The organism is Klebsiella terrigena (assembly GCF_006539725.1).
GTDB lineage: Bacteria > Pseudomonadota > Gammaproteobacteria > Enterobacterales > Enterobacteriaceae > Klebsiella > Klebsiella terrigena.
Genome location: NZ_BJNO01000010.1, coordinates 131,589 through 154,413 on the forward strand (window position 1 = coordinate 131,589; position 22,825 = coordinate 154,413).

At 58.6% G+C, this 22,825-nt stretch carries 13 protein-coding genes; 10 read left to right on the plus strand and 3 right to left on the minus strand.

The features are described 5' to 3' along the window. Positions 1-152: 152 nt before the first annotated feature. The 5 genes from glgB to glgP all read left to right on the plus strand — a co-directional run bounded on the left by glgB (position 153) and on the right by glgP (position 9,586). Positions 153-2,339 (plus strand): 1,4-alpha-glucan branching enzyme, encoded by a 2,187-nt coding sequence (gene glgB / locus RTE01_RS13410; protein ID WP_041143035.1) that lies wholly within the window; start codon positions 153-155, stop codon positions 2,337-2,339. Next, the gene (gene glgX / locus RTE01_RS13415) at positions 2,336-4,312 is read left to right on the plus strand and encodes a glycogen debranching protein GlgX (protein ID WP_134528012.1); all 1,977 of its coding nucleotides are present in this window, start codon (positions 2,336-2,338) and stop codon (positions 4,310-4,312) included. The genes glgB and glgX overlap by 4 nt, the downstream gene beginning before the upstream one ends. Positions 4,313-4,392: 80 nt before the next feature. After that, entirely contained in the window at positions 4,393-5,688 is a 1,296-nt protein-coding gene (glgC, locus tag RTE01_RS13420; RefSeq protein WP_041143033.1) for a glucose-1-phosphate adenylyltransferase, read from the plus strand. Beyond that, a complete protein-coding gene (gene glgA, locus RTE01_RS13425; protein ID WP_041143032.1) occupies positions 5,688-7,121 on the plus strand; it encodes a glycogen synthase GlgA in 1,434 nt (477 codons plus the stop codon). The genes glgC and glgA overlap by 1 nt, the downstream gene beginning before the upstream one ends. A 17-nt stretch (positions 7,122-7,138) precedes the next feature. Continuing rightward, entirely contained in the window at positions 7,139-9,586 is a 2,448-nt protein-coding gene (glgP, locus tag RTE01_RS13430; protein ID WP_041143031.1) for a glycogen phosphorylase, read from the plus strand. 117 nt (positions 9,587-9,703) lie between these two features. Here glgP and glpD read toward each other — a convergent pair whose 3' ends face one another. Further along, complete coding sequence (gene glpD / locus RTE01_RS13435; protein WP_041143030.1) at positions 9,704-11,212, minus strand: glycerol-3-phosphate dehydrogenase; 1,509 nt, start codon at positions 11,210-11,212, stop codon at positions 9,704-9,706. A gap of 214 nt (positions 11,213-11,426) precedes the next feature. Between glpD and glpE the strand changes: the two genes are divergently transcribed. From glpE to RTE01_RS13450, 3 genes are all read left to right on the plus strand, one after another. Next, positions 11,427-11,756 (plus strand): thiosulfate sulfurtransferase GlpE, encoded by a 330-nt coding sequence (glpE, locus tag RTE01_RS13440; protein ID WP_041143029.1) that lies wholly within the window; start codon positions 11,427-11,429, stop codon positions 11,754-11,756. 139 nt (positions 11,757-11,895) lie between these two features. Further along, positions 11,896-12,726: a rhomboid family intramembrane serine protease GlpG gene (gene glpG / locus RTE01_RS13445; protein ID WP_076946157.1), complete on the plus strand. Its 831-nt coding sequence runs from the start codon at positions 11,896-11,898 to the stop codon at positions 12,724-12,726. Between the two features lie 51 nt (positions 12,727-12,777). After that, entirely contained in the window at positions 12,778-13,536 is a 759-nt protein-coding gene (locus RTE01_RS13450) for a DeoR/GlpR family transcriptional regulator (protein ID WP_041143027.1), read from the plus strand. A gap of 6 nt (positions 13,537-13,542) precedes the next feature. Here the strand turns inward: RTE01_RS13450 and malT are convergent, their stop codons facing one another. After that, positions 13,543-16,248: an HTH-type transcriptional regulator MalT gene (gene malT, locus RTE01_RS13455; RefSeq protein WP_134528009.1), complete on the minus strand. Its 2,706-nt coding sequence runs from the start codon at positions 16,246-16,248 to the stop codon at positions 13,543-13,545. A 622-nt stretch (positions 16,249-16,870) separates the two neighbouring features. Between malT and malP the strand changes: the two genes are divergently transcribed. Further along, complete coding sequence (gene malP, locus RTE01_RS13460; protein WP_123552462.1) at positions 16,871-19,261, plus strand: maltodextrin phosphorylase; 2,391 nt, start codon at positions 16,871-16,873, stop codon at positions 19,259-19,261. Between the two features lie 10 nt (positions 19,262-19,271). Then, the gene (gene malQ / locus RTE01_RS13465; RefSeq protein WP_134528006.1) at positions 19,272-21,362 is read left to right on the plus strand and encodes a 4-alpha-glucanotransferase; all 2,091 of its coding nucleotides are present in this window, start codon (positions 19,272-19,274) and stop codon (positions 21,360-21,362) included. A gap of 116 nt (positions 21,363-21,478) precedes the next feature. Here the strand turns inward: malQ and gntT are convergent, their stop codons facing one another. Beyond that, positions 21,479-22,795 (minus strand): gluconate transporter, encoded by a 1,317-nt coding sequence (gene gntT / locus RTE01_RS13470; protein WP_134528003.1) that lies wholly within the window; start codon positions 22,793-22,795, stop codon positions 21,479-21,481. Positions 22,796-22,825: the final 30 nt, after the last annotated feature.

Below are 22,825 nucleotides of genomic sequence, written 5' to 3' on the forward strand. Positions count from 1 at the left end.
GGTAAGAAAGCCTTGGCTATGCTTTAGTAAGGAACGACGTTTCCTTACCTGAAGGTGGGACGGAGCAGAAGGATGCACAGTGTGCTGCACCGTTCAGGTCAAAAAAAGTCGCCAGATACAGGAAAGGGCGGCACTTACAACAGGATGAAACCATGTCTAATCATATTGATAGAGACGTGATTAACGCGCTAATTGCCGGTCATTTTGCGGACCCTTTTTCCGTGCTGGGCATGCACGCCACCGATGCCGGGCTGGAAGTACGCGCGTTGTTACCCGATGCCACCGATGTGTGGGTGATTGAACCGAAAACCGGACGCAAAGTCGGCAAGCTTGAGTGCCTCGACTCGCGCGGTTTCTTTTGCGGCACTCTGCCGCGTCGAAAAAATGCTTTTCGCTATCAGCTGGCCGTCACCTGGCATGGTCAGCTCAATCTGATTGATGACCCTTACCGCTTTGGCCCGCTGCTGCAGGATCTGGACGTCTGGCTGCTCTCCGAAGGTACCCATCTGCGGCCGTATGAAACGCTCGGTGCCCATGCCGATACGATGGACGGCATTACCGGCACGCGCTTCTCGGTGTGGGCGCCAAACGCCCGCCGGGTTTCCGTGGTCGGCCAGTTCAACTACTGGGACGGACGCCGCCACCCGATGCGCCTGCGTAAAGAGTCGGGGATTTGGGAGCTGTTTGTCCCCGGCGCGCAGAACGGCCAGCTGTATAAATTTGAGATGATCGACGCGCACGGCCACCTGCGGGTGAAGTCCGACCCTTACGCCTTTGAAGCGCAGATGCGCCCGGATACCGCCTCGCTGATCTGCGGCCTGCCGGATAAAATTGCCCAGCCGCCGGAGCGCAAGCAGGCGAACCAGTTCGATGCGCCGATTTCGATTTATGAGGTTCATCTGGGCTCCTGGCGTCGCCATACCGATAACAACTTCTGGCTGAGCTATCGCGAGCTGGCGGACCAGCTGGTGCCTTATGCCAAATGGATGGGCTTTACCCATCTGGAGCTGCTGCCGGTTAACGAGCACCCGTTTGACGGCAGCTGGGGCTATCAGCCCACCGGGCTGTACGCGCCGACCCGACGCTTTGGTACCCGCGAAGATTTCCGCTACTTCATTCACGCCGCCCACGCCGCGGGCCTCAACGTGATCCTCGACTGGGTGCCGGGGCATTTCCCCTCCGATGACTTTGCCCTCGCGGCGTTTGACGGGACCTCGCTGTACGAACACAGCGACCCGCGCGAAGGCTATCACCAGGACTGGAATACCCTGATCTACAACTACGGCCGCCGCGAGGTCAGCAACTTCCTCGTGGGCAACGCGCTGTACTGGATTGAGCGTTTCGGCATTGACGCCCTGCGCGTCGATGCGGTGGCCTCGATGATCTACCGCGACTACAGCCGTAAAGAGGGCGAGTGGGTGCCGAATGAGTTCGGCGGACGGGAAAACCTGGAAGCGATTGAGTTCCTGCGTAATACCAACCGCGTGCTCGGCGAACAGACCCCTGGCGCGGTCACCATGGCCGAAGAGTCCACCGACTTTGCCGGCGTTTCGCGTCCCTCCTCGACGGGCGGGCTCGGCTTCTGGTTCAAATGGAACCTCGGCTGGATGCACGACACCCTCGACTACATGAAGCTCGATCCGGTTCACCGCCGTCATCATCATGACAAGATGACCTTCGGCATGCTCTACAACTACACCGAGAACTTCGTTCTGCCGCTCTCCCACGATGAAGTGGTCCACGGCAAAAAGTCGATTCTTGACCGCATGCCAGGCGATGCGTGGCAGAAGTTTGCCAACCTGCGCGCCTACTACGGCTGGCTGTTTGCCTTCCCCGGTAAAAAGCTGCTGTTTATGGGCAACGAGTTTGCCCAAGGGCGGGAGTGGAACCACGACGCCAGCCTCGACTGGCATCTGCTGGAAGGCGGCGACAACTGGCACCACGGCGTCCAGCGTCTGGTTCGCGACCTGAACCATACCTATCGTCGTCACAAGGCGCTGCACGAGCTTGATTTTGACCGCTACGGCTTCGAATGGCTGGTTGTAGACGACCACGAGCGCTCGGTGTTTATCTTCGTCCGTCGCGATAAGGCGGGGAATGAGATCATCGTTGCCAGCAACTTCACGCCGGTACCGCGTCACGGCTATCGCTTCGGGATTAACCAGCCGGGTCGCTGGCGCGAAGAGCTGAATACCGACTCGATGCACTACCACGGCAGCAATACCGGTAACTGCGGAATTGTGGAAAGCGAGGCTATCGCCAGCCACGGCCGCGAGAACTCGCTGTCGATTACCCTGCCACCGCTGGCAACCGTCTGGCTGGTGCGGGAGGCGGAATGACGACGCTCTCGCCAGGAAAGCCCGCTCCGCTGGGCGCCAGCTATGACGGAAAGGGGGTGAACTTTACCCTCTTTTCCGCCCATGCCGAGCGGGTAGAGCTATGCCTGTTCGATGAGCAGGGGAACGAACGACGTGTTGATCTACCCGCGCGCAGCGGCGACGTCTGGCACGGCTGGCTGGCCGGCGTTGGCCCAGGTTTGCGCTACGGCTATCGCGTCCACGGCCCGTGGGAGCCCGAGCAGGGGCATCGCTTTAACCCGGCGAAGCTGCTGCTCGATCCCTGCTGCCACCGGGTGGATGGCGCGCTGCCTGACGATGAGCGTCTTCACGGCGGCGATCGGCAGCCCGATAACCGCGATAGCGCGGCAATCGCACCGAAGTCGCGGGTTGTTGACCTGCATTACGACTGGCTGGGCGACAAGCCGCCGCGCACGCCCTGGGGTCAGACGGTCATTTATGAAGCCCACGTCAAAGGGCTGACGTACCTGCATCCCGGACTGCCGGAGGAGATTCGCGGCACCTACCGGGCGCTGGGTCATCCGGTGATGATCGACTATTTCAATACGCTGGGTATTACCGCGCTGGAGCTGATGCCGGTGGCGCAGTTTGCCAGCGAACCGCGCCTGCAGCGGATGGGGTTGAGCAACTACTGGGGCTACAACCCGCTGGCGATTTTCGCCCTCGACCCGCGCTACGCCAGCCAGCCCGAGCGCGCGCTCGACGAATTTCGCGACGCGGTGAAGGCGCTTCACGCCGCAGGTATCGAGGTGATCCTCGACGTGGTGCTGAACCACAGCGCTGAAATCGATCTTGAAGGGCCGACCTTCTCCCTGCGCGGAATCGATAACCGTAGCTATTATTGGATAAGAGAAGACGGCGACTACCACAACTGGACCGGCTGCGGGAACACCATCAACCTCAGCCATCCTGGGGTGGTGGAGTACGCCTGCCAGTGCCTGCGTTTCTGGGTGGATGAGTGTCACGTTGACGGCTTCCGCTTCGATCTGGCCTCGGTTATGGGACGGACGCCTGAGTTTCGTCAGGATGCGCCGCTGTTTGAGGCGATCCGCCGCGATCCGCAGCTGGCGGAGGTGAAGCTGATTGCTGAGCCCTGGGATATCGGCGCCGGCGGCTATCAGGTGGGCAACTTCCCGCCGCTGTTTGCCGAGTGGAACGACCACTTCCGCGATGTTTCGCGCCGTTTCTGGTTGCAGCAAAACGCCTCGTTGGGGGAGTTCGCCCAGCGCTTTGCCGCTTCCAGCGATCTCTTTCAGCGCAGCGAGCGGCAGCCGGCGGCGGCGGTAAATCTGATTACCGCCCATGATGGCTTCACCCTGCGCGACTGCGTCTGTTTCAATCAGAAACATAATGAGGCGAACGGTGAAGAGAATCGCGATGGGACTAACAATAACTACAGCAGCAATCATGGTATAGAGGGTTTAGAGGCTACGCTCGACGTGATTGAAAGGCGCCGGGACAGCGTTCACGCCCTGCTGGTGACGCTCCTGCTGTCGCAGGGAACGCCGATGCTGCTGGCGGGTGATGAACACGGCCATAGCCAGCATGGCAACAATAATGCGTACTGTCAGGATAACGCGCTGACCTGGCTCGACTGGGGCAAGGCGAACCGCGGGCTAACCGCGTTCACCGCAGCGCTTATTCATCTACGCCGCCGTATCCCCGCCTTAACCGGCAACCGCTGGTGGCAGGAGGGAGACGGCAGCGTTCGCTGGCTAAATCAACACGCTCAGCCGCTGAGCGCTGATGAGTGGCAGCACGGCGTGATGCGTTTGCAGATCCAGCTATCCGAACGCTGGCTGATAACGCTGAACGCCACCCCAGAAGTCACAAATATGGAATTACCCGCGGGGGAATGGCACGCCGTTCTTCCGTTCGCCGGAGAGAACAATCCGGTCATCATGGATGTCTGGCATGGGCCCGCGCACGGAGTGTGCGTATTTCAAAGGTCGTAAGCCCTGAGGCTTCCGGTAAGTTTCGCGGCGGCAACGCGGCGGGAAGGGCAGGAAGGCTGGGATGTAAAAAGGAGTTAATCATGGTTAGGCTAGAAAAGAACGATCCGTTGATGCTGGCGCGTCAGCTGCCCATCAAAACCGTTGCGTTGATTCTTGCGGGTGGTCGCGGTACCCGACTGAAAGATTTAACGATTAAGCGCGCAAAACCGGCCGTCCATTTTGGCGGTAAGTTTCGCATTATCGATTTCGCATTATCTAACTGCATTAACTCAGGTATTCGCCGCATTGGCGTTATCACCCAGTATCAATCGCACACGCTGGTACAGCATATCCAGCGCGGCTGGTCGTTCTTTAGCGAAGAGATGAACGAGTTCGTCGATTTGCTTCCGGCGCAGCAGCGCGTGCATGGTGAAAACTGGTATCGCGGTACTGCGGATGCGGTGACCCAGAACCTCGATATTATTCGCCGCTACAAGGCGGAGTACGTGGTGATCCTCGCCGGCGATCATATCTATAAGCAGGACTACTCGCGCATGCTTATCGATCACGTCGAAAAAGGGGCGCGCTGCACCGTGGCCTGTATGCCGGTGCCCATCGAAGAGGCATCCGCTTTCGGCGTGATGGCGGTTGATGAGAGCGACAAGATCATTGAGTTTGTTGAAAAGCCTGCCGTGCCGCCCGCCATGCCGAGCGATGCCAGCAAATCGCTGGCCAGCATGGGTATCTATGTCTTTGATGCCGATTATCTTTATGAGCTGCTGGCGGAAGATGATAACGATGAAAACTCCAGCCACGACTTCGGCAAAGATATCATTCCGAAGATAACCGAAGCTGGCATGGCTTATGCACATCCTTTCCCACTCTCCTGCGTTCAGTCGGATCCCGAGGCCGAACCCTACTGGCGCGACGTGGGGACGCTCGAGGCTTACTGGAAAGCCAACCTCGACCTGGCATCGGTGACGCCGGAGCTGGATATGTACGATCAGAACTGGCCGATTCGCACCCACATGGAGTCGCTGCCGCCGGCTAAATTCGTTCAGGATCGCTCCGGTAGCCACGGCATGACGCTGAACTCGCTGGTCTCCGGCGGCTGTATTATCTCCGGTTCGGTGGTGGTGCAGTCGGTGCTGTTCCCGCGCGTGCGGGTGAACTCATTCTGTAACATTGATTCGGCAGTCTTATTGCCAGAAGTTTGGGTCGGACGCTCGTGCCGCCTGCGCCGCTGCGTGATCGACCGCGCCTGCGTGATTCCGGAAGGCATGGTGATTGGTGAACACGCGGAAGAAGATGCGCGTCGGTTCTACCGCTCAGAGGAAGGTATTGTGCTGGTCACCCGGGATATGTTGCGGAAGTTGGGGCACTCACAGGAGCGATAATGCAGGTCTTACACGTATGTTCAGAGATGTTCCCGCTGTTAAAAACCGGCGGTCTGGCGGATGTCATCGGCGCGCTGCCTGCGGCACAAATTGCAGAAGGTATCGATACGCGCGTGCTGCTGCCCGCGTTTCCTGATATTCGTCGCGGGATAACCGATGCGCAGGTGGTGACGCGCAGAGACACCTTTGCCGGCCGCATCACGCTGCTGTTTGGCCATTTTAACGGCGTGGGCATCTATCTGATTGATGCACCACATCTTTACGATCGCCCGGGGAGCCCTTACCACGATACCAACCAGCATGCCTACACCGATAACGTGCTGCGCTTTGCGCTGCTTGGCTGGGTAGGCAGCGAAATGGCCTGTGGGCTGGATCCCTTCTGGCGCCCTGACGTTGTGCACGCCCACGACTGGCATGCGGGCCTGACCCCGGCCTATCTGGCGGCGCGCGGCCACCCGGCGAAATCGGTTTTCACGGTGCACAACCTGGCCTATCAGGGGATGTTCTACTCCTGGCATATGAACGAGATTGAGCTGCCGTGGTCGTTCTATAACATGCACGGCCTCGAGTTCAACGGCCAGCTCTCGTTCCTGAAAGCGGGCCTCTATTATGCCGACCATATTACGGCGGTCAGCCCGACCTACGCCCGAGAGATAACCGAACCGCAGTTTGCTTACGGCATGGAGGGGCTGCTGCGCCAGCGGCAGCACGAGGGGCGCCTGTCGGGCATCCTTAACGGCGTGGATTCAAACATCTGGAATCCGCAAAACGACCTGCTGCTGGCCGCGCGCTACGACCGCGATAGTCTCGAAGATAAAGCGGAGAACAAGCGCCAGCTGCAAATTGCGATGGGGCTGAAGGTGGACGACAAGGCGCCGCTGTTTGCCGTGGTCAGCCGCCTGACCAGCCAGAAGGGGCTGGACCTGGTGCTTGAAGCGCTGCCGGGCCTGCTGGAGCAGGGCGGGCAGCTGGCGCTGCTGGGCGCCGGCGATCCGGTGCTGCAGGAGGGCTTCCTGGCCGCAGCGGCCGAGCATCCGGGCAAAGTGGGCGTGCAGATTGGCTATCATGAAGCCTTCTCACACCGCATTATGGGCGGCGCCGACGTCATCCTGGTTCCCAGCCGCTTTGAACCGTGCGGGCTGACGCAGCTGTATGGCCTCAAGTACGGCACCCTGCCGCTGGTACGGCGTACCGGCGGCCTGGCGGATACCGTCACCGACAGCTCCCTGGAAAACCTGGCCGATGGCCTGGCCAGCGGGTTTGTCTTTGAAGACAGCAATGCCTTGTCGCTACTGCGAGCAATTCGGCGCGCATTCGTTCTGTGGTCGCGCCCTTCGCTCTGGCGTTACGTGCAGCGCCAGGCGATGAATATGGATTTTAGCTGGCAGGTCGCAGCGAACTCTTATCGCGAACTTTATCAACGCTTGATGTAACCACAGGAGTCATTGCGATGAATGTACCCTTTAGCTACGCATCACCCACGCTGAGCGTTGAGGCACTGAAGCACTCTATCGCCTATAAGCTGATGTTTATCATCGGCAAAGATCCGGCGATCGCCAATAAACATGAATGGCTTAACGCCACGCTGTTCGCCGTGCGTGACCGAATGGTGGAGCGCTGGCTGCGCTCTAACCGCGCCCAGCTTTCGCAGGAAGTTCGACAGGTTTACTACCTGTCGATGGAGTTTCTGATTGGCCGCACTCTCTCTAACGCGCTGCTATCGCTGGGTATCTATGAAGATGTCAACAACGCGCTGGAAGAGATGGGGCTCAACCTTGAAGAGCTGATCGACGAGGAGAATGACCCGGGGCTGGGCAACGGCGGGCTCGGGCGCCTGGCGGCCTGCTTCCTCGACTCTCTGGCGGCCCTCGGCCTGCCGGGTCGCGGCTACGGCATCCGCTATGACTACGGGATGTTTAAGCAGAATATCGTCGACGGTCGGCAGAAGGAGTCGCCGGACTACTGGCTGGAATACGGCAACCCGTGGGAGTTTGAGCGCCATAACACGCGCTACAAAGTGCGCTTTGGCGGCCGAATTCAGCAGGAGGGGAAAAACTCCCGCTGGGTGGAAACCGAAGAGATCCTTGCGGAAGCCTACGATCAGATTATCCCGGGCTTCGATACCGATGCCACCAATACCCTGCGGCTGTGGAGCGCTCAGGCCAGCAGCGAAATCAACCTCGGTAAATTCAACCAGGGCGACTACTTCGCGGCGGTAGAAGATAAAAACCACTCCGAAAACGTATCCCGCGTGCTCTATCCGGATGACTCCACCTATTCCGGGCGCGAGCTGCGCCTGCGTCAGGAGTATTTCCTCGTCTCCGCGACGGTGCAGGATATCCTTAGCCGCCACTATCAGCTGCATAAAACCTACGCCAACCTGGCCGACAAAATCGCTATCCACCTCAACGACACCCACCCGGTGCTGTCGATCCCTGAGCTGATGCGTCTGCTGATTGACGAGCATAAGTTTAGCTGGGATGAGGCGTTCGAGGTGACCTGCCAGGTCTTCTCCTACACCAACCATACCCTGATGAGCGAAGCGCTGGAGACCTGGCCTGTCGATATGCTGGGTAAAATTCTGCCGCGCCATCTGCAGATTATCTTTGAGATTAACGACTACTTCCTCAAGACGCTGCAGGAGCAGTATCCCAACGATACCGCGCTGCTGAGCCGGACCTCGATTATCGATGAGTCCAACGGCCGCCGGGTGCGGATGGCTTGGCTGGCGGTGGTCATTAGCCATAAGGTGAACGGCGTTTCCGAGCTGCACTCGAGGCTGATGGTGGAGTCGCTGTTCGCCGAGTTTGCGCGGATTTTCCCGATGCGCTTCACCAACGTGACCAACGGCGTAACCCCGCGCCGCTGGCTGGCGTTGGCGAATCCGCCGCTGTCGAAGGTGCTGGATGAAAATATTGGCCGCACCTGGCGCACCGATCTCAGCCAGCTCAAGGAGCTGGAGCAGCATATTGATTATCCGACGGTGAACCAGGCGGTGCGCCAGGCGAAGCTGGAGAACAAGCAGCGGCTGGCAAACTATATCGGCCAGCAGCTTAACGTGGTGGTTAATCCGAAGGCGCTGTTTGATGTGCAGATCAAGCGCATCCACGAGTACAAGCGTCAGCTGATGAACGTGCTGCACGTGATTGCGCGCTATAACCGCATCAAGGCCGATCCCGACGCCGAGTGGGTGCCGCGGGTCAATATCTTCGCCGGGAAAGCCGCTTCGGCCTACTACATGGCCAAGCACATTATTCATCTCATTAACGACGTGGCGGCGGTGGTCAACAACGATCCGCAGATCGGCGATAAGCTGAAGATCGTGTTTATCCCTAACTACAGCGTCAGCCTGGCCCAGCTGATTATTCCGGCGGCGGATCTCTCCGAGCAGATCTCGCTGGCGGGAACGGAAGCCTCCGGGACCAGTAACATGAAGTTTGCGCTCAACGGCGCGCTGACCATTGGTACCCTCGACGGGGCTAACGTTGAAATGCTCGAGCACGTGGGCGAAGAGAATATCTTCATCTTCGGCAATACCGCGGAGGAGGTTGAGGCGCTGCGCCGCAGCGGCTACAAACCGCGCGACTACTACGAGCAGGATCCGGAGCTGCATCAGACGCTGACGCAGATCGGTACCGGCCTGTTCAGTCCGTCGGAGCCCGGCCGCTATCGCGACCTGCTGGATTCGCTGATTAACTTTGGCGACCACTATCAGGTGCTGGCGGATTATCGTAGCTACGTCGATTGTCAGGATAAAGTGGACGAGCTCTACCGTCACCCGGAAGAGTGGGCCAACAAAGCGATGCTCAACATCGCCAATATGGGCTACTTCTCTTCTGACCGGACGATTAAAGAGTATGCCGACCATATCTGGCATATCGATCCGGTGCGGCTGTAACCGCCGCGATGCCATAAAAAACGGGGCCATCAGGCCCCGTTTTTTTATCTTTTTTGAACCCCTCAGGCCGCGCCTTCCCGTGCGCTTAGCGACCGGCGAGAAACCCCGCCGGGGCGCCTACGAGGCCAGAGAGAGCTCAGACTTTCCCACGTGCTGCGCCAGCCATTCGCTAATGCGCGCCTGCTGCCCGGCGCTGAGCCACATGCCCTGTTTGGTACGACGCCAGATGGCGTCATCGAGGCTGCGCACCCACTCATGCTCCACGAGGTATTTCAGCTCGGCTTCATAGAACTCGTGGCCAAAATCTTCGCCCAGATCGGCAAGCGATGTCGCCTCGCCGAGCACCCACTCGCTGTTGCTGCCGTAGGTGCGGGCGTAGTGACGCGCCATTGATTCGCTGATAAATGCGAAGCGGCGGCGCAGTTTGGCGGCGTAATCGTCGCGATCGCCGTCGATCTCGCCCCCGGGCAGAACGGCAGTTTTGGTCCACGCCGGGCCGATGCCTTTATAGTACGGCGTCAGCTTTTCCAGCGCGTGCTCTGCCAGCTTGCGGTAGGTCGTGAGCTTGCCGCCAAAGACCGACAGCAGCGGCGCCTGGCCGTTTTCGTCATGAATATCGAGCGTATAGTCGCGGGTAATCGCCTGCGGTGAATCAGATTCATCGTCGCACAGCGGGCGGACGCCGGAATAGGTCCAGACGATATCGTCGCGGGACAGCGTCTTTTTAAAGTGCGCGTTGTAGGCGTTGAGCAGGTAGCTAATCTCTTTTTCATCGATCGCCACTTTCTGCGGATCGCCGTTGTACTCCACGTCGGTGGTGCCGATTATCGAGAACTCGTCCATCCACGGGATCACGAACACAATTCGCTTGTCTTCGTTTTGCAGAATATAGGCCTGCTTCTGGGTATGTACGCGCGGTACCACGATGTGGCTGCCCTTAATCAGGCGGATGCCGTAAGGGGAGCGCAGGTGCATCCCTTCATCAAAGAAGTGTTTGACCCACGGGCCGGTAGCGTTCACCAGGCCCCGCGCCTGCCAGGTAAACTTCTCGCCGCTGTCGATATCTTCCGCCTCGACAATCCACAGCCCGTTTTCACGCCGGGCGGAGATGGCACGGGTGCGGGTACGAACCTCGCCGCCTTTGCGCACCACCATCTGCGCGTTCGCCAGCACCAGCCGCGCATCGTCTACCCAGCAGTCGGAATATTCGAAACCGCGCACGATTTCAGGTTTAAGTACCGACTCTGCGCCAAATCGCAAACCGGTTGAGCTGGGTAAGCTGGTGCGTTTTCCCAGGTGATCGTACATAAACAGACCAATACGGATCATCCACGCCGGGCGCAGATGCGGGCGGTGCGGTAGGCGGAAGCGCATCGGGAATGCGAGATGCGGCGCCATTTTTAGCAGCACTTCACGTTCGGCCAGCGCTTCGCTGACCAGACGGAATTCGTAGTGTTCAAGGTAGCGCAGCCCGCCGTGAATCAGCTTTGAGCTGGCGCTGGAGGTGGCGCAGGCGAGATCGCGCGCTTCCAGCATCAGTACGGATAAACCACGCCCGGCGGCATCTGCCGCGATACCGGCACCGTTGATGCCTCCGCCTATCACAATCAGATCTTTGGTTTCCACGTTCGCTACCTCTTGCACTTTCGTTTAAGCTCACAAATGTTCGATATCGCTCAATATAGCAAACAAACGCGCTATTGGTAACATCAAAAAAACATTTCAGAGTGATGCATGTAACATATTGGCGTTTATTTCCCGTCTGACGGTAAACTAGGCAGTAGAATCATGGCCGGCAATCAGCCCGCTATATCACCCCGCAATAAAGAGACAAGAGCACATGGATCACTTTGAATGTATCAACGTAGAAGAGGCGCATCAGAAGCTGCAACAGGCCATGGCGGTACTGGTGGATATCCGCGACCCGCAAAGCTATGCGATGGGCCACACTCCGGGTGCGTTTCATCTGACCAACGATACGCTGGGCGCGTTTATGCGTGATAACGACTTTGAGACGGCGGTGATGGTGATGTGCTACCACGGTAATAGCAGTAAGGGCGCCGCGCAGTATCTGCTGCAGCAGGGCTATGACAAGGTCTACAGCGTGGACGGCGGGTTTGATGCCTGGCATCGTCACTTCCCGGCGGAAGTGGCTCACGGGACGCTCTGACCGGTAACCGTATACGCTTTAGGGTTCAAACAGCCCGCGTACCGGGCGCCTGTGCTCGTTCGCGGCTGCCGTCGCCACGCATCTTGAATGATTTTGCGTATATACTGTCCCCCTTTGTGTGGAATAAGCGATCCGCTGCATGTTAATGATTACCTCTTTTGCCAACCCGCGCGTGGCCCAGGCGTTTGTCGACTATATGGCGACCCAGGGCGTTATCCTGACTATTCAGCAGCACAGCCAGAGCGACGTCTGGCTGGCGGACGAGAGCCAGGCCGCGCGGGTTCAGGCTGAACTGACTCGCTTTCTCGAAAACCCCGCCGACCCGCGCTACCTCGCGGCAAGCTGGCAATCGGGGCAAACTAACAGCGGGCTGCACTACCAGCGCTTCCCCTTCTTCGCGACCCTGCGCCACAACGCCGGGCCCGTTACGTGGGTGGTTCTGACGCTCTGCGTGCTGGTCTTTGTGCTGCAAAATGTCCTTGGCGACCAGCCGGTTATGCTGCTGCTGGCCTGGCCGTACGACCCCTCGCTGAAGTTTGAGGTCTGGCGCTACTTTAGCCATGCGTTGATGCACTTCTCGCTGATGCACATCCTGTTTAACCTGCTATGGTGGTGGTACCTCGGCGGTGCGGTTGAGAAACGGATTGGCAGCGGCAAGCTGGTGGTTATCACCGTCATTAGCGCGCTGCTGAGCGGGTTTGTTCAACATCAGTTTAGCGGCCCCTGGTTTGGTGGCTTATCCGGCGTAGTGTATGCGCTGATGGGCTACGTCTGGCTGCGGGGAGAGCGCGATCCGCAGAGCGGCGTTTATTTACAGCGCGGCTTGATACTCTTCTCCTTAGTATGGTTAATTGCTGGATGGTTTGATGTTTTTGGCATGTCGATTGCGAACGGCGCGCACGTAGCCGGCCTGGTGACCGGACTGGCGATGGCGTTTGTAGATACTCAGCATGTGCGAAAACGAACATAGAGACTCCCCGTCATCCATGATAAGCGAGTCAAATTTTCCCAGGGATATTGCATGAAACAAACACAACGTCATGACGCTATTATCGAGCTGGTAAAAAAACAGGGATATGTCAGTACGGAGGAGCTGGTCGAGCAATTTTCCGTCAGCCCGCAGACCATTCGTCGTGACCTCAACGATCTCGCCGAACAAAAAATGATCCTGCGCCATCACGGCGGTGCCGCGCTGCCTTCCAGCTCGGTTAACACCTCCTGGCACGACAGGAAGGCGACCCAAACCCAGGAAAAAGAGCGTATTGCCCGCAAGGTTGCCAGCCAGATCCCCGACGGGGCGACGCTGTTCATTGATATCGGCACGACGCCAGAAGCGGTGGCGCACGCGCTGCTGGAGCACAACGATCTGCGCATCGTTACCAACAATCTCAACGTTGCGAACACGCTAATGGTGAAGGATGACTTCCGCATCATTCTGGCGGGTGGCGAGCTGCGCAGCCGCGACGGCGGCATTATCGGCGAAGCGACGCTGGATTTTATCTCCCAGTTCCGCCTTGATTTTGGCATTCTCGGCATCAGCGGCGTCGATAGCGACGGCTCGCTGCTGGAGTTTGACTATCATGAGGTCCGCACCAAGCGCGCGATTATTGAAAACTCGCGGCACGTGATGCTGGTGGTGGATCATTCGAAATTCGGTCGTAACGCGATGGTGAACATGGGCAGCATCAGCATGGTTGATGCGGTTTACACCGACGTGATGCCGCCGGCGGGCGTGCTGAAGGTTATTAAGGACAATAACCTGCAGCTGGAGCTGTGCTAAACGGCGTCAGACGCCGTATCCCATCATTTTAAGCAACCGCTGGGCGTGCTGAACGGCATCCTGGCGGTGCGCGACCCCGAGCTTCTGATACAGATTGCGAATGTGCGTTTTAATGGTCGTTGCCGCCACGTCAAGCTCGCCGGCGATCTGCTCGTTGCTGTAGCCGGAATAGATCAGGCCGAGCACCTGCCATTCGCGCTGGGTCAGCGGGCTGGTGCGGATAAGCTCCGGTACTTCCGGGTGGTTGAGCAGCCGTTCGACGAAGCCCTCATCGAAGTGGGCAAACTTGTGGCGATGGTGCTGGTTGATATCGCGCAGAATGCGCTGAGCGCGATGCTGCTCCAGCTCCGGCAGCGTATTGAGCTGAATAAGCTGACGCAGCTGCTGGGCCATGGCCTCGCCTTCAATAACAAAGTGATTGATAAATCCGGTACGGTTGGCGAGCGTGAGCGCTTCCAGCAGGACCTTCTGCGCCTCGCTCTTACGTCCCGCCTGCCAGTAGAGCTGGTTGAGCAGCAGCAGGTTGCGGTTAATATCGCTCATCAGGCGCAGCGAACGCGCGTTTTCATTGAGCTCTTCCAGCACCATTTCGGCGGAATCGAAATCACCGAGCAGGATTTGCGCTCTGGCGATGTTGCGCCACTGGCTCTGCAGGAAGTGATTATTGGCAAACTCGGGCTTCGGCGTCTGGCGCAGCCAGTTGGCCGCCGCGGCTTTATCGCCGATCATCTGCCAGTAGATCACCCGCACCTTGTCGGCATTTGACACCCAGTCGCTGTGATAGTGGCCGTTGCCGAGCAGGTTTTCCAGCCGGTTAAGGTGGCTGCGGGCGTTGTCCAGATCGCCGCGCGCCAGCGAGCACTGGACCATTAGCGCCAGGCACTGCAGCTGCTGCTGCGGCTGATAGGTTGAAAGGACGTTCATCCCGCTGCGCGCAGAGGCCTCGGCTTCGTCCAGCCGCGCCCAGGCCCACAGCAGCTGCGCGCGAATGCGCAGCAGGAATTCGTGCATCGGCAGCTGTTCGAGGTGCTGGTCGCGGATGAGCTGGAAGGCTTTCTCCTGAATTTCCCATGCCGCCTGCAGGAAGCCCTGGGCAAAGAGGATCTCGCTTTGCTGGATCATGCTCCACAGGGCGTAGTGCCAGATATCGTGTCGACGCGCCATCTGCTCGGTCTGCTGCATCACCGCCAGCGATTTGCTCAGCTGGCCCTTGCAGTGCAGCACTTCGCCGTGCACCGAGGTGGCGACGATGCGGCTGTAGTAGCTTGCCAGCGGCAGCTCTTCTAAGGCCACCATCGCCAGGCGTTCGGCTTCTTCCTGATCGCCGGCGTTAATGGCGACCTGCGCGCGCAGGGCGTTAAAATCGCCGTGCATGGCGATATCCATCTCCGCGTCCATCTCCTGCTCGGCGCGGGCCAGCAGGGTGTTTACTTCGCTATAGCGGTGCTGGCTCTGCATCAGCCAGGCCTGCAGCAGGATCAGCCGCGGGTTTTCCAGCAGGTTTGACCACGGCAGCGCTGCCAGCGACTGCTCGAGCAGCCCCAGCTCGCTGTGGTTGAACATGCCCCAGGCGTGATTCAGTAAAATGTCGCGCAGCATTTTGGCATCGCCAGCCGCCAGCGCATGGTGAATCGCTTCGCTGGGGAAGCCCTGCGCCATCCAGCCTTCTGCCGCACAGCGGTGAATTTCAGGCAGCTCGGTCGCCAGCTCCCACTGACAGCGCTGGCGCAGGAAGTTGCCGAACAGCGGATGGTAGCGGAACCACTCGCCGGAATCGTCCATGCGCTGCATGAACAGCCCCTGGCGTTCGATCTCTTCCAGCTGCATCTGGCCGTTCTCTTCGCCGGTAACGCGAACGATGAGCGCATCGTTCATCGAGCGCAGCAGCGAGCTTTTTAGCAACACATTACGGGTGCGCGCGTCGACGTTGTCCAGCACCTCATCGACGAGGTAGTCGGAAAGATGGCTGGCGTTAATGCCGGCGAGGCGGCGGGCGGAGTGCTGGGCGGAGGAGTTATTCTGGCGCGCGGAGAGGGCGATGAGCTGGAGGGCCGTTGCCCAGCCAGCGACGTCGTCACACAGTCTGCTGCTATCTTCGGCCTCAATCGGTGAGGCGAGGCGACAGTCGAAAAATTGTTTTGCTTCCTGATGGGTAAAGGCCAGCTGCTGGCTGCCAATCTCCAGCAGCTGATCGCGCACGCGCAGGTTGGCAATGCCCAGCTGCGGCAGGTTACGCGACAGGACGACCAGCGTCAGGTTTTCCGGCTGATGGCGCAGGAAGAAGCGCATGGCGTCGTGGATCACCGGGTTATTAATCAGATGATAATCGTCGATGACCAGGAATAGCGGGCGCTGCCACTCGGCAAGTTCGATGAACAGCTGGGCAAACAGCGAGGGCAGGCTGGCATACTGGCGCTTTTGCACCATCGTTTCGCTGGCCACGCAGTGGCCCCCGGTCGCCTGTTGAATAGAGGCGATCAGATAGCTGGCAAAGCGCTCCTGTTGGTTATCGCCTTCATCCAGCGAGAACCACCCGAGCTCATTTTTTCCTGCCGCCCACTGAGAAATGAGCGTGGTCTTGCCGTACCCGGCGGGGCTGGTGACCAGCGCGAGACGATAATTGTTCGCGCCGGAAAGTTTCGCCAGCAATCGTTCGCGAACCACGGTGTGTTCAAGGCGGACTGGGCGACTTAATTTAGACGGAATCAACATAGTTCAACATTTCGCTGTGCAAGAGGGGGGTGCGATTTTTTTTGCGCTTCGTAATTAATACCTAATAAGGTCGGCGATAATGAAAGTTATTGCAAGTTATGTCCGAATTTTATGCTCTTGAATTTGCTCTATGTCACAAATTCTCAATTAGAGCGTCATCATCCTAAAACCGGTACCAGTGGGCATGACGTCTGGGTTTGCCTCACTTCCGGCTGCCAGGAAATCACTTTTATTCCCATTTTTTGTAGTTGTTTGTTTTTATTAAGTTAATGTCAGTTAATTCTGATAAGTAATCTCTTTGACGTATTTACATCATCAAACATGTTTATTTTGCTGTAGGCCTAATTGTTATTTACAGATAATTACCAGGGCCTTTTTTTATTCATCCGTGCGGTATTGGCCTGTAACAAATCTGTTAGCACGGTAATTGAACGATATATTGTTTCGAAGCGGTGAATTTTGCAGCATCTTTTTGGTGGGAGGCTAACGTTATAGTGGCCGCGATCACACTTTTCGCTCATCCCTGCTACTCCTCCCTGCCTAATCCCTGCCGGGATGAGGACGTTACCCCGGGAGGTCGGCACACTAACGCTAACGTTTTAGTAAAGGACCCGGATTTCTTATGTCACAGACTTCTTTTAACAAAGATCGGTTTCAGGCTGCACTGACGCGTCAGTGGCAGCATTTTGGCCTACAGTCCGCTTCTGAGATGACCCAGCGTCAGTGGTGGCGTGCCGTGAGCGGCGCGTTAGCCGAGCTGCTGGCTGCTCAACCGGCGGCGAGGCCTGCGGAAGGCCAGCGCCACGTTAACTACATTTCGATGGAGTTTTTAATCGGCCGTCTGACCGGCAACAACCTGCTTAACCTTGGCTGGTATCAAGGGGTGAGCGATGAGCTGAAGGCGCATGACGTTCACCTGACTGACCTGCTGGAAGAGGAGATCGATCCGGGCCTGGGTAACGGCGGTCTGGGTCGCCTGGCGGCGTGCTTCCTGGATTCGATGGCCACCGTTGGCCAGTCGGCAACCGGCTATGGCCTGAACTATCAGTACGGCCTGTTCCGTCAGTCTTTCGACGACGGCCAGCAGGCGGAAGCGCCGGATGACTGGGGACGCAGCAGCTATCCGTGGTTCCGCCACAACGAGCAGCTCGACGTGCAGGTCGGGCTAGGCGGCAAGGTCTCGAAAAATGGGCATTGGGAGCCGGCGTTCGTGATTACCGGTGAAGCCTGGGATCTGCCGGTGCTGGGCTATCGCAACAACGTCGCGCAGCCGCTGCGCCTGTGGCAGGCTAAGCACGCGCATCCGTTCAACCTGACCAAATTTAACGACGGCGATTTCCTGCGCGCCGAGCAGCAGGGTATCGACGCGGAAAAGCTGACCAAGGTGCTCTATCCGAACGACAACCACCAGGCCGGGAAAAAGCTGCGCCTGATGCAGCAGTACTTCCAGTGCGCCTGCTCGGTTGCGGATATTCTGCGTCGTCATCACCTGGCGGGCCGTAAGCTGGCCGAGCTGGCGGATTATGAAGTGATCCAGCTGAACGACACCCACCCGACGATTGCGATCCCTGAACTGCTGCGGGTGCTGATCGACGAGCACCAGCTGAGCTGGGACGACGCGTGGGCAATCACCAGTAAAACCTTCGCCTACACCAACCACACGCTGATGCCTGAAGCGCTGGAGTGCTGGGACGAGAAGCTGGTCAAAGCGCTGCTGCCGCGCCATATGCAGATTATCAAAGAGATTAACGCCCGCTTTAAGACGCTGGTGGAGAAAACCTGGCCCGGCGACGAGCAGGTATGGGCTAAGCTGGCGGTGGTGCATGACAAGCAGGTTCGCATGGCGAACATGTGTGTGGTCAGCGGTTTTGCGGTAAACGGCGTAGCCGCGCTGCACTCCGAGCTGGTGGTGAAGGATCTGTTCCCGGAATATCACCAGCTGTGGCCGAACAAGTTCCACAACGTGACCAACGGCATCACGCCGCGCCGCTGGATCAAACAGTGCAACCCGGCCCTGGCCGCGCTGCTCGATAAATCGCTGAAAAAAGAGTGGGCGAACGATCTCGACCAGCTGATTAACCTGGAAAAGTACGCTGATGATGCGGCGTTCCGCCAGAGCTATCGCGAGATTAAGCAGGCCAACAAGGTCCGCCTCGCCGAGTTTGTGAAGGCGCGTACCGGGATCGACATTAACCCGCAGGCGATTTTTGATATCCAGATTAAGCGCCTGCATGAGTACAAACGTCAGCACCTCAACCTGCTGAATATCCTGGCGCAGTATAAAGAGATTCGCGAAAACCCGCAGGCCGACCGCGTACCGCGCGTGTTCCTGTTCGGCGCGAAGGCGGCACCGGGCTACTACCTGGCGAAGAATATCATTTTCGCTATCAACAAGGTGGCGCAGGCCGTCAACAGCGATCCGCTGGTTGGCGATAAGCTGAAGGTGGTCTTCCTGCCGGACTACTGCGTGTCGGCCGCGGAAATGCTGATCCCGGCGGCGGATATCTCTGAACAGATCTCGACGGCGGGTAAAGAAGCCTCCGGTACCGGCAACATGAAGCTGGCGCTGAATGGCGCGCTGACCGTCGGCACGCTGGACGGTGCGAACGTTGAAATCGCCGAGCAGGTGGGCGAGGAGAACATCTTTATCTTCGGTAATACCGTGGAAGAAGTTAAGGCGCTGAAGGCCAAGGGCTACGATCCGCTGAAATGGCGTAAGAAAGACAAGCTGCTGGACGCGGTGCTGAAAGAGCTGGAAAGCGGTAAGTACAGCGGCGGCGATAAGCACGCGTTTGACCAGATGCTGCATAGCCTGCTCAAAGGCGGCGACCCGTACCTGGTGCTGGCTGACTTCGCGACCTATGTGGCCGCGCAGAAGCAGGTGGATGAGCTGTACCGTGACCAGGAAGCCTGGACCCGGGCAACGATCCTGAATACCGCCCGCTGCGGCATGTTCAGCTCCGATCGCTCAATTCGCGATTATCAGCAACGTATCTGGCAGGCAAAACGCTAAGGACAGGCCTATGGAGACGAAACGCCTTGATAACGCCGCGCTAGCGGCGGGGATCAGCCCGAGCTACATCAACGCGCACGGCAAGCCGCAGTCGATTGCCGCGGTGACCAAGCAGCGTCTGCTTGATGCGATGCATCGTACGACCACCGTCGCGAAGGCGGCGGTTAATCCGCTGCCGAATGTACAGGTTTTCACCCACGGCAAAAAGATGTCGCTGCCGGTGGCCGGGCACGGTGAGTTTCACTGGATCCTGACCACCGAAGAAGGGAAGCAGTATCAGGGGCAGGTAAAAGGTGGCGACACGCTGTCGCTGCCGACCAAACTGCCGGAAGGCTATCACACCCTGACGCTCACCCGGGACGGTGAGCGCTGGCACTGTCGGGCGATTGTCGCCCCGGTGCGCTGCTACGAGCCGCAGGCCCTGAAAGAGGGGCAGAAGCTGTGGGGCGCCTGCGTGCAGCTGTATACCCTGCGTTCGGAAAAAAACTGGGGGATTGGCGACTTCGGCGACCTGCGCGCGATGCTGCCGGAAATCGCTCAGCGAGGCGGGGCGTTTATTGGCCTCAACCCGATTCATGCGCTCTATCCGGCCAACCCGGAAAGCGCCAGCCCGTACAGCCCCTCTTCGCGCCGCTGGCTGAACGTTATCTATATCGACGTTAACGCGGTCGAAGATTTCCGTTTGAGCAAAGAGGCGCAGGCGTGGTGGCAGCTGCCGGCGACCCAGCAGGCTTTACAGGCGGCGCGGCAGACGGATGATGTTGACTACACCGCCGTCACGGCGTTGAAGATGACCGCGCTGCGCATGGCCTGGAAAGGCTTCTCTGTCCGCAGCGATGAGGCGATGACGGAGTTCCGTCAGTTCGTTCTGCGCGAAGGGGAAAGCCTCTACTGGCAGGCGGCGTTTGATGCGCTGCACGCGCGGCAGGTCCAGCAGGATCCGCTGCGCTGGGGCTGGCCGGCCTGGCCAAAAGCGTACCAGGATATCTCCAGCCCGGAGGTGAAAGCGTTCTGTTCTGAACACGCTGATGAGGTCGATTTTTACCTCTGGCTGCAGTGGCTGGCCTGTTCACAGTTTGCCACCTGCTGGCACACCAGCCAGCGCGATGCGATGCCGATTGGCCTCTATCGCGATCTGGCGGTTGGCGTAGCGGAAGGCGGGTCTGAGACCTGGTGCGATCGCGAGCTTTACTGCCTGAAAGCCTCGGTAGGGGCTCCGCCGGATATTCTGGGCCCGCTCGGGCAAAACTGGGGCCTGCCGCCGATGGATCCGCACATCATCGTCGCCCGCGCCTATGAGCCGTTTATCGAATTGCTGCGCGCCAATATGCAAAACTGCGGCGCGCTGCGCATCGACCACGTGATGTCGGTGCTGCGCCTGTGGTGGATCCCGTACGGCGAAACCGCCGATCACGGGGCCTACGTTCAGTATCCGGTAGACGATCTGCTCTCTATTCTGGCGCTGGAGAGTAAACGCCATAGCTGCATGGTGATCGGTGAAGATCTGGGCACCGTGCCGGTGGAAATTGTCAGCAAGCTGCGTAAGAGCGGCGTCTACTCCTACAAAGTGCTCTATTTTGAAAATGACAATGAGAAAACGTTCCGTGCGCCGCAGACGTATCCGGAACAATCAATGGCTGTGGCAACAACGCATGACCTGCCAACGCTGCGCGGCTACTGGGAAAGCGGAGACCTGACGCTCGGCAAATCTCTCGGGCTCTATCCGGATGAAGTGGTGCTGCGCGGGCTGTATCAGGACCGGGAGCTGGCGAAGCAGGGTCTGCTGGATGCGCTGCATAAGTACGGCTGTCTGCCCAAGCGCGCCGGGCATAACGCGTCGCTGATGACGATGACCTCAACCCTCAATCGCGGAATGCAGCGCTACATCGCCGACAGCAACAGCGCGCTGCTGGGCCTGCAGCCGGAGGACTGGCTGGAGATGGCCGCGCCGGTTAACATTCCGGGTACCAGCACCGAGTATCCGAACTGGCGGCGTAAGCTGTCGACTTCGCTCGAGCAGATGTTTGCCGATGCGCAGGTCAACAAGCTGCTCAAGGATTTAGACAAGCGCCGCAGGGCGGCAGCAAAGAAGAAACCGTAATGAGGTAGCGCTTCCCCGGCGGCAAAGACTCGTCGCCGGGGAGGCGGCCAAAACGATAAATAAAAAGGCCGGGTAGCATCACGCATACCCGGCCTTTTTTTATGCTTAATCGACCCTTACACGACCATTCCCAGCAGCAGACAGCCTACCAGGCCGCAGACCGAGATAATCGTTTCCAGCATCGACCACGATCTAATGGTCTCGCCGATGGTCAGGTTGAAGTACTCCTTGAACAGCCAGAATCCCGGATCGTTGACGTGAGAGAAAATCACGCTGCCGGAGCCCACGGCGATAACCATCAGCTCCGGGCTGACGCCGGTGGTGGCGATCAGCGGAGCCGCAATACCGCCGGCGGTAATTGCCGCAACGGTCGCCGAACCCAGCGCAATACGCAGAACTGCCGCAATTGACCACGCCATAAACAGCGGAGACATGCTGGAACCATGCATCATCGAGGCGATGTACTTATCCATGCCGCTATCAACCAGAACCTGCTTAAAGGCGCCGCCGCCGCCGATAATCAGCAGCATCATGGCGATGATTTTAATGGACGAGGTCAGCGTTTCGTTGATCTGTTCCATTGAGCGGCCGCGGTTGAGGCCAAAGGTAAACAGGGCAATCAGAACGGCGATCAGCGTTGCCATCACCGGGTCACCAAAGAATTCGGCGTATCTGAGGAACGCGTGGCCTTTCGGCAGCAGCATTTCGGCAACGGCACGCATCGCCATCAGCACGACCGGCACCAGAGAGGTCCAGACGCTGACGCCAAAGCCCGGCATCTCTTCTTCAGTGAAGGTCTTCGGGTTGTGCAGGCCTTCCGGAATCGGCTTATCGATGTTTTTCAGGAAGCGGGCGAAGACCGGGCCGGCAAGGATCACGGTCGGGATTGCCAGCAGCGTACCGTATAGCAGGGTTTTACCCATATCGGCGTGGAAGATCGTAGCGATCGCCGTCGGGCCCGGGTGCGGTGGCAGGAAGCCGTGAGTTACGGAGAGCGCGGCCGCCATCGGCACGCCGACGTACAGCAGCGGGATGCGGGCAGATGCGGCGATGGTGAACACCAGCGGCAGCATAAGAACGAAGCCCACTTCATAGAACAGCGCAAAACCGACGGTGAAGCCGGTCAGAACGACCGCCCATTGGATGTGCTTTTTGCCAAATTTAGCGATAAGCGTGGTAGCAATGCGCTGCGCGCCGCCGCAGTCTGCCAGCAGCTTGCCGAGCATTGCGCCGAAGCCCATGATCAGCGCGAGGCTGCCGAGGGTGCCCCCGACGCCGTTTTTGATGGATATGATGACTTTATCCAGAGGCATGCCCTGCATAAGTCCGACGGCGAGCGCCACCAGAATCAAAGCGATGAAGCCGTTCATTTTGAAGCGGATCATCAGCAGTAATAACAGGGCGACCCCGATAGCAACGATGACTAATGGCATAATTTACCTGGCCTTTCATTTGTTATGGGT

Coding starts and splice junctions, on each gene's coding strand:
- glgC (WP_041143033.1), top strand. CDS start 4,393: ATGGTTAGGCTAGAAAAGAACGATCCGTTGATGCTGGCGCGTCAGCTG.
- malP (WP_123552462.1), top strand. CDS start 16,871: ATGTCACAGACTTCTTTTAACAAAGATCGGTTTCAGGCTGCACTGACG.
- RTE01_RS13450 (WP_041143027.1), top strand. CDS start 12,778: ATGAAACAAACACAACGTCATGACGCTATTATCGAGCTGGTAAAAAAA.
- gntT (WP_134528003.1), bottom strand. CDS start 22,795: ATGCCATTAGTCATCGTTGCTATCGGGGTCGCCCTGTTATTACTGCTG.
- glgB (WP_041143035.1), top strand. CDS start 153: ATGTCTAATCATATTGATAGAGACGTGATTAACGCGCTAATTGCCGGT.
- glgA (WP_041143032.1), top strand. CDS start 5,688: ATGCAGGTCTTACACGTATGTTCAGAGATGTTCCCGCTGTTAAAAACC.
- glpE (WP_041143029.1), top strand. CDS start 11,427: ATGGATCACTTTGAATGTATCAACGTAGAAGAGGCGCATCAGAAGCTG.
- glpG (WP_076946157.1), top strand. CDS start 11,896: ATGTTAATGATTACCTCTTTTGCCAACCCGCGCGTGGCCCAGGCGTTT.
- malT (WP_134528009.1), bottom strand. CDS start 16,248: ATGTTGATTCCGTCTAAATTAAGTCGCCCAGTCCGCCTTGAACACACC.
- glgP (WP_041143031.1), top strand. CDS start 7,139: ATGAATGTACCCTTTAGCTACGCATCACCCACGCTGAGCGTTGAGGCA.
- malQ (WP_134528006.1), top strand. CDS start 19,272: ATGGAGACGAAACGCCTTGATAACGCCGCGCTAGCGGCGGGGATCAGC.
- glgX (WP_134528012.1), top strand. CDS start 2,336: ATGACGACGCTCTCGCCAGGAAAGCCCGCTCCGCTGGGCGCCAGCTAT.